The organism is Bacillus swezeyi (assembly GCF_001969815.1).
Taxonomy (GTDB): domain Bacteria; phylum Bacillota; class Bacilli; order Bacillales; family Bacillaceae; genus Bacillus; species Bacillus swezeyi.
This window is the reverse complement of sequence record NZ_MRBK01000021.1, coordinates 60,949-68,478: the sequence shown is the minus strand read 5'-3', so window position 1 is coordinate 68,478 and position 7,530 is coordinate 60,949. Positions and strand designations below refer to the sequence as shown.

The window sequence follows — 7,530 nt, the reverse complement described above, 5'->3', positions numbered from 1 at the left end:
AAACATGATAAATAAAGAAAAGAAAAAATCAGTGACTCCCGAAAACGTCCTTAACAGATTGGGAGAAAACAATGTACTGATATTTCCTGATTCGGAAATTCTGCCAAGAATATAGCCCTTTTCTTTCTTATTAATATAAAATAAAGGTGCTTCAATAAGATTACTTATCATAGATAATCTAATTTCGTTTACAACATTCTGTTGAACTCGAATAAATAAGTATTCATATACTATTGAAGCTATGTAATGAATAAAATAAATTATAGTCAACAAAAAAATAGTTTTAAGTAATTCATGATAACTTTTATCCAATAATATTATCTTATCAATTATATAACCTATAATATAAGGTATAGGAGTTGTAATCAAAGAGCTGATAATCATACCAATAATTCCAAAAGTAAGAAATGCTTTTGATGTTTTTAAGTAAGGAATCAGAGTTAATAGCTCATTGTATTTGACTTTGTCTTCATCATTTCTCTTTGATTTCTTCTTCACCTTCTTTCACTCCTTTGCTCTCCCAAAAAATACTCTCGGGAGAAAAGGGCATTTTTTTCAAAGTTTTTCCCCCGTATAGTCAAATCACTTTCGAACGTCCTAAAGTCGAATCCTTATAGGGTTAATTTTGTCCAATTAATAACGGTTCTTTTATTATTTCTGGCACACGTTTTTTGAACCATGCACATTTGTCTCCTATTTCTTTTGCTTTTAAAAAGCTTCTTAAGAAACAAGTACTGCAAAACTGTTTATGTTCACAATTTTTACATTCCTCTGAATCTATTTGAGGTGCTTGTAAATTAAAAAACGCATTAATATATTTGATTTTTTCATCATAAATCTCTCTTATATTTTTTTCGAATACATTTCCTATTCTATTACTTAAATCATCTAAACTATGCATTGTGCAAATCTTTATATCACCCGTAGGGGATATGACAACATGAGAGGTTATCGCCCCACAATTTCGAATTTCTGAACGTACCCCCTGATAAAGTGTCAAAAATTTAGGATATTTATTATTTATTTTTAGTAATGCTTCTCCATATGTCTTGAGATCCTTTTCATTTAGATATAAATCACTGCAGCCATGCGCTCTTCCCATGGGGACTACCGGTGAAACCCCAAAACTTTCTATACCCAAACTGTGCACCCATTCAGCAATGTCTTCCACCTCATGAACATTCAAGTGAGTAACTATTGTTGCAATTCTCAAGCGTACATTATTTTCCGCCAATTTCATTATATTATTTTGAATTTTAGCAAGTGTTTTTGGAACTTTGAAAAACCATGTTAAATAATTATTATCTAAACTATGCATATCAATTTGTACGAATGTTCTTGATGTGTTTTTTATAATGATATCCATTACCTTATTTGAAAGAGCTATACCATTTGTTAATAAAGATATTTGAGCAAATTCTAATTCAAGAGCATATAACAATATTTCTTTAAGATCAGGGTGTACAGTTATATCGCCTCCTGTAAGTTCAATTAATTGAACACCTATTTCTTTTAAATCGTCTAATAATGATTTCACTTGATCTAGACTCATGACCGCTGGTTTTACTTCCCCGAAATCTCCATAGCAATGTCTGCATCTTACATTACATCTGTTTGTAATTTCAATAGAAGCAACTTTAGGATAAATAGTCTTTTCTTCTATTAGATTAACAGGTACCTTTTTAGGCTGCTCTATGGTGTCTATATTTAAATTATATAATTTTGATACATTTTCAAAAAAACTTGTTAATTTTTCTTTAACACTTAAAGGATTTTCATTATATTTTGAAGATAATAAGTATACGATCTCATTATATGTTTTTGTACCATTTATTAATTGAATGATTTCGAGGGCCGTTTGATTGATTGTAAAGGTATTCTCATTCTTAAGGGTGGGCGCTGTTTCAGTTGGATTCCTTTTTACCACCAACATAGCCTCGTAATTGTTTGCAAATTTTCTTATTAGCAGCTTCTCATTCCAAACTAAATAACCTTTCAATTCAATCATCTCCTATAGCTTTCAATGTATAGTCCTTTTATGTGCTGCCTTAATTGAATGATAGGACTTATTCTAGACACACAAATGGGTTATAGAATAAGCCCCAAGGTTAAACCCGCCGGTAATAATCGTCAATCAAGCATTAACTTGTAGTACTAGCTCCAGTGGCAGCAGTTAAAAGATTTAAGAGCTCAACAGAACATCCTGCACAAACCAAACAACTCCAACAAGTCCAATCTCTGGGTTGTACTACTGGTGTATCCATAAATAACACCTCCTTTTGTGTGATTCAATTAAATTGTAACTCTTTTCCTATTGAAAAAATAAGAAAATTGTTGCTATTCTGTGTTGAAAATATTAACTTTTTTGTCTTATTTTATCAAAATATTATATTGTCAATTTGTATTGAATATTCGAATTTTAGAACGTACTTTATTTGAGAGAGGTTATTCGAAAGACCTTCTTGATAATCTAATGATATTACTGTATAATTCCAATTGTGTATGGTGTGTATGATGTGTATCTTGAGGTATAACAATTAAAGACAATGAGGTTGTTTAATGAAAATAATTTTAAGTAATGTATCAGATCAACCTTTATACCAGCAGATAAAGGACCAAATTAAAACTTCTATTTTCAATAATGAATTGACAGAAGGAGAACAACTGCCCTCTATCCGGTCCTTGGCAAACGATCTGCATGTGAGTGTCCTAACAACAAAAAGAGTCTATGCCGAACTGGAAGCCGAAGGGTTTATTACAACGAAAGTAGGCAAAGGCTCATATGTAGCATCCGGAAATTCAGAGATGTTGATGGAATCCAAACATCACATGGTAGAAGTCAAATTAACAGAAGTTTGCAGAATGGCTTTAGAATTAGGTATGTCCAAAAATGATCTTCATTCAATTCTGGATTTAATTTTAGAGGAGGAAAATGAAAAATGAACTCTATTCTAGAAGTGAAAAATCTAAATAAAGCCTATGATGATTTTTCTTTAAAAGATGTTACCTTTTCACTTAATAAAGGATGCATTACAGGGTTTATTGGTGTTAACGGTTCTGGAAAAACGACTACAATTAAAGCAATATTGGGTCTTATTTTAAAGGACTCCGGAAAAATTAATTTTTTAGGTGAGGATATGGATACCAATGAGAGAAGGTCGAAAAATAAAATCGGTATCGTCTTAGATGAAGGTTATTTCTATGAAGAATTCACCATGAAAGAAATGAAAAATGTGATTGCACCTTGTTATACAGAATGGGACGAGATTGTTTTTTTATCTTACATAGAGCAATTCAACTTAAATTTAAACCAAAAAATTTCCACTTTATCAAAAGGTATGCGAATGAAGTATGCAGTCGCTTTGGCACTCTCTCATCATGCGGATTTATTGATCATGGATGAACCAACAAGCGGTTTAGATCCATTGGTGCGAAGTGAATTGATGGAGATTCTTCTCGATTTTATGAAAGAACCAGGTAAAAGTGTCTTTTTTTCAACTCATATCACTTCCGATTTAGATAAAGTTGCTGATATGATTATCTTAATTGATAATGGAAGGATTCTAGTTAATGAAGATAAAGATGGACTATTAGATACACATGCTTTAGTAAAAGGAGACAATCACTATATTAATGAAAAAACGAAAAAACTATTTTTATCTTTGCATCAATCGCAGTATGGATTTAAAGGGATTACAAATAAAAAAGAAGACATAAAAAGGCTTATGCCTGGTGCAGTGATGGAAAGACCAACGATAGAGGATATTATGCTTACTTATATCGGAGGGGATCATCATGTTAATTAATCTAATCATAAAAGATTTTATGTTAATTAAGAAATATTTGTTAATTTTATTAGCTTTTACTGCTATTGCTCCCATTTATCTTTCTTCCCAATTACAACTAAGCGACGGTGGTCTTGCCAGCTTTCTATTAACAGTACTTCTTGTAGAGTATATTTTGTTTGGTACAATATCCAAAGCTGAAGATAAATATAAAGGGGCAGCTCTGCTTTGCGCAACTCCGTATACACGAAAAACGTTTGTAAAAGCAAAATATTTTTTTGTTTTTGTCATTTTTATGTTTATCGTCGTCATTCGTATTATTACAGCGATTATTGCCCCCCTCAGTATAGAAAAATTAAGTGTTGATGCTCTGGGAATAACGTTTTTAACGCTAAGCATCATATTTGGAGTGCTACTTCCGCTTCAATTTAAATTTGGCTATGATAAAACAAGATTTATTTCATTTTTTATTATCTTTTTAATACCTTTTGTTTCTCCAGTTTTAATAAGAGAGATACAGTCAAATCCATTTAGTTTTACAATCACGCTCCCATTTCCTCAAATAATTCAAGCTTGGCTTCCTTGCTTGGTTTCACTAATCATTGGTTTCATTTCAATGATTATATCTCTAAAGATATATGCAAAAAAAGATTTATAGAGATAGCTAAATCACTTAAATATTATATTAGATGTCGTTTCAAAACTCCGTTTGGCTTGATAAACATGGGGTACTGCCATTGCTAAGGGTCTTTAAATCATTTTAGCTGCAGGTTAATTTTTATTTTTGTAAAAGTAGATCATCTTGATAAATTGTGTTGGTTTTCATTGATGTTCCTAGGTTGAAGTGCCATACAAATGATGTGGTATCATTAATGTTTACTTATGCCGGGCACAAACCAAAAACCCACCAAAAATCACATTTGGTGGGTTTTATCTTAATGATAAAAATATTCCTGGTCCGCAATGTTTTCTGCAAGCTTTTTCTTGATTTCTTTTTATTAAAAACTTAGCTCTGCTTATTTCTGGTTGGAATGAGATTACTAAAGGAGCCCCACCAAAGTCTATTCTGTGCCGTTTTGAGCACAAGCAGTTTTTTTACATTTAACCAGACAACTTGGAACACTAGTGAAAGATGTATTTAGGAATTTAATTGCTTTCTTTATCATGCCGCTATAAAAGTGACCCAAAGATAAAAAAAGCCTCTTGAAAAATGTCCAGATTTAGTTTAAAGTAAAGAACAATCAGAAAATTAAAGAGATTCTTATCATGAGAGGTGGAGGGACTGGCCCTTTGAAACCTCAGCAACCGGTATGCACTGATTTTGTCAGTGTACCAAGGTGCTAAATCCAGCAAGCGGATGCTTGGAAGATAAGAAGAAGCGTATAATCCCCTTCTTCTTATGAAGAAGGGGTTTTTACTTTTTAAAGGATGGTGTCATATGACTGAACATGTACAAACAACACTGGCGCAAATCGGAAACCGAAGTGATGAAATAACAGGAACCGTCAATCCGCCCGTTTATTTCTCATCTGCCTACAGACATAAAGGAATCGGAGAATCAACCGGATTCGACTATATCCGTACAAAAAATCCAACAAGACAGCTTGTGGAAGATGCAATCGCGAAACTCGAAGGAGGGACGCGCGGTTTTGCGTTCAGTTCTGGTATGGCTGCCATTCAGACGATCATGGCTTTGTTTCAAAGCGGTGATGAACTGATTGTCTCCTCAGATTTATACGGAGGAACATACCGCCTTTTTGAAAACGAATGGAAAAAATACGGCCTTCGCTTTTTATATGACGATTTTTCAGATGAAGACTGTATCAAGTCGAAAATCACGGAAAACACAAAAGCGCTGTTTGTGGAAACACCGACAAATCCGTTAATGCAGGAAACCGATATTCAAAAAGTCGCAGAAATCGCCAAGGCGCATGATTTGCTTTTGATCGTCGACAATACGTTTTATACACCTGTTTTGCAAAAGCCGATTGAATGGGGCGCTGATCTCGTCATTCACAGCGCGACAAAGTATTTGGGCGGCCACAATGATCTTTTGGCAGGGCTTGTCGTCTCGAAAGGCGAAGCGCTGTCCGAAGAGATGTTTCAGCATCAAAACGCCATCGGGGCGGTCTTATCGCCGTTTGATTCCTGGCTTTTGATGAGGGGCATGAAGACGCTGGCTCTCAGAATGAAGCAGCATCAGGAAAACGCCCGCGAGCTCGCGGCCTTTTTGGAAGCGCAAGAAGAGGTTGCCGATGTTCTTTATCCAGGACAGGGCGGCATGCTGTCATTCCGCATCCAAAAGGAAGAATGGGTCAACCCGTTTTTGAAACATTTAAAAACGATCTGCTTTGCCGAAAGCCTCGGCGGGGTAGAAAGCTTTATCACCTATCCGGCGACCCAGACCCATATGGATATTCCTGAAGAAATACGCATCGCCGGCGGCGTCTGCAACAGGCTCCTGCGCTTTTCAGTCGGAATTGAGCATGTATCAGATTTGAAGGAAGACCTTCAACAGGCGCTGCAGAAAGTAAAAGAGGAGGCGGTTCCGCATGAGTAATGGAAATTGGACGTTCGAAACAAAACTCGTCCACAATCAAAATAAAACAGATGAAGCGACCGGAGCCGTCAGCGTGCCGATCCAGCATGCTTCAACCTTTCATCAAGGCTCATTTGACCAGTTTGGCGAATATGACTACAGCCGTTCCGGAACGCCGACGAGGAAGGCGCTTGAAGACACGATAGCAGAGCTTGAAGGCGGGACGCGGGGATTCGCGTTTTCATCCGGCATGGCCGCTATTTCCACCGCCTTTTTGCTTTTATCAAAAGGCGATCATGTCCTCGTCACAAAGGATGTCTACGGCGGAACGTACCGCATGATCACAGATGTGCTGAGCCGCTTCGGCATTGAACATACTTTCGTCGATATGACCGATTTAAATGAAATTGCTTTAAACATAAAAGAAAACACTAAAGTCATCTACCTTGAGACACCGTCAAATCCGACGCTCGGCATTACGGATATAAGAGGCGTCGTCAAGCTTGCCAAAGCGCACGACTGTCTGACGTTCCTTGATAACACATTCATGACCCCGGCGCTGCAGCGTCCGCTTGAGCTCGGCGTTGATGTCGTGCTTCACAGCGCGACGAAATTTTTAAGCGGCCACAGCGATGTTTTATCAGGACTTGCTGTTGTTAAAGACAAAAAGCTCGGGGAGGATCTTTATAAACTGCAAAATTCGTTTGGAGCGGTTCTTGGCGCCCAAGACTGCTGGCTTGTGTTGAGAGGATTGAAAACATTGCAGGTGCGGCTGGAAAAAGCGAGCAGAACGGCTCAGCAGCTAGCCGAATTTTTTGCGAAGCATCCCGCTGTCAAACAGGTTTATTATCCGGGGCTGTCTTCCCATCCGGGCGCTTCCGTTCATAAACATCAGTCAACTGGTGCAGGAGCGGTGCTTTCCTTTGAGCTTGAGGATGCAGAAGCTGTTAAAAAGGTTGTGGAACATGTCTCACTCCCAGTCTTTGCTGTGAGTCTTGGCGCGGTCGAATCGATTCTTTCGTATCCGGCGAAAATGTCGCACGCCGCCATGCCGAAGGAAGAGCGGGAAAAACGGGGCATTACAGACGGTCTCCTGCGGCTGAGCGCCGGTGTAGAGAATGCCGATGATTTACAGAAAGACTTTGCACAGGCCTTGCAAACCGTAGCGGGAACGTTTGCCCGTTCATAGTCGGAAAGCGTGAAAAG

General features: G+C 37.2%; 8 protein-coding genes and 1 riboswitch. Of the genes, 5 read left to right on the top strand and 3 right to left on the bottom strand.

Going from position 1 to position 7,530, the window contains the following annotated elements; translation table 11 throughout:
- From BTA30_RS17255 to tucA, 3 genes are all read right to left on the bottom strand, one after another.
- On the bottom strand, positions 1-498 hold a 498-nt coding region (locus BTA30_RS17255), incomplete at its 3' end, for an ABC transporter transmembrane domain-containing protein (RefSeq protein WP_142243717.1).
- Between the two features lie 121 nt (positions 499-619).
- A complete protein-coding gene (locus BTA30_RS17250; RefSeq protein ID WP_076762547.1) occupies positions 620-2,008 on the bottom strand; it encodes a radical SAM/SPASM domain-containing protein in 1,389 nt (462 codons plus the stop codon).
- Positions 2,009-2,141: 133 nt separating this feature from the next.
- Entirely contained in the window at positions 2,142-2,264 is a 123-nt protein-coding gene (gene tucA / locus BTA30_RS24170; protein WP_275667421.1) for a subclass IId bacteriocin thuricin17, read from the bottom strand.
- Positions 2,265-2,559: 295 nt separating this feature from the next.
- Between tucA and BTA30_RS17245 the strand changes: the two genes are divergently transcribed.
- From BTA30_RS17245 to metC, 5 genes are all read left to right on the top strand, one after another.
- Entirely contained in the window at positions 2,560-2,943 is a 384-nt protein-coding gene (locus tag BTA30_RS17245) for a GntR family transcriptional regulator (RefSeq protein WP_076762546.1), read from the top strand.
- The gene (locus tag BTA30_RS17240) at positions 2,940-3,806 is read left to right on the top strand and encodes an ABC transporter ATP-binding protein (RefSeq protein WP_076762545.1); all 867 of its coding nucleotides are present in this window, start codon (positions 2,940-2,942) and stop codon (positions 3,804-3,806) included. The genes BTA30_RS17245 and BTA30_RS17240 overlap by 4 nt, the downstream gene beginning before the upstream one ends.
- Positions 3,796-4,443 carry an ABC-2 transporter permease gene (locus BTA30_RS17235; RefSeq protein ID WP_076762544.1) on the top strand — a complete coding sequence of 216 codons (648 nt, stop codon included), beginning with the start codon at positions 3,796-3,798 and terminating at the stop codon, positions 4,441-4,443. Before BTA30_RS17240 ends, BTA30_RS17235 begins: the two co-directional genes overlap by 11 nt.
- Before the next feature lie 600 nt (positions 4,444-5,043).
- Positions 5,044-5,160, top strand: a riboswitch (SAM riboswitch).
- 63 nt (positions 5,161-5,223) lie between these two features.
- Positions 5,224-6,345 carry a methionine biosynthesis PLP-dependent protein gene (locus tag BTA30_RS17230; protein ID WP_076762543.1) on the top strand — a complete coding sequence of 374 codons (1,122 nt, stop codon included), beginning with the start codon at positions 5,224-5,226 and terminating at the stop codon, positions 6,343-6,345.
- Positions 6,338-7,513, top strand: a complete 1,176-nt coding sequence (metC, locus tag BTA30_RS17225) for a cystathionine beta-lyase (protein ID WP_076762542.1) — start codon at positions 6,338-6,340, stop codon at positions 7,511-7,513. Before BTA30_RS17230 ends, metC begins: the two co-directional genes overlap by 8 nt.
- Positions 7,514-7,530: the final 17 nt, after the last annotated feature.

Excerpts from the sequence above, each read along its gene's own strand:
- BTA30_RS17250 (WP_076762547.1), bottom strand. The coding sequence starts at position 2,008 with ATGATTGAATTGAAAGGTTATTTAGTTTGGAATGAGAAGCTGCTAATA.
- tucA (WP_275667421.1), bottom strand. The coding sequence starts at position 2,264 with ATGGATACACCAGTAGTACAACCCAGAGATTGGACTTGTTGGAGTTGT.
- BTA30_RS17245 (WP_076762546.1), top strand. The coding sequence starts at position 2,560 with ATGAAAATAATTTTAAGTAATGTATCAGATCAACCTTTATACCAGCAG.
- BTA30_RS17240 (WP_076762545.1), top strand. The coding sequence starts at position 2,940 with ATGAACTCTATTCTAGAAGTGAAAAATCTAAATAAAGCCTATGATGAT.
- BTA30_RS17235 (WP_076762544.1), top strand. The coding sequence starts at position 3,796 with ATGTTAATTAATCTAATCATAAAAGATTTTATGTTAATTAAGAAATAT.
- BTA30_RS17230 (WP_076762543.1), top strand. The coding sequence starts at position 5,224 with ATGACTGAACATGTACAAACAACACTGGCGCAAATCGGAAACCGAAGT.
- metC (WP_076762542.1), top strand. The coding sequence starts at position 6,338 with ATGAGTAATGGAAATTGGACGTTCGAAACAAAACTCGTCCACAATCAA.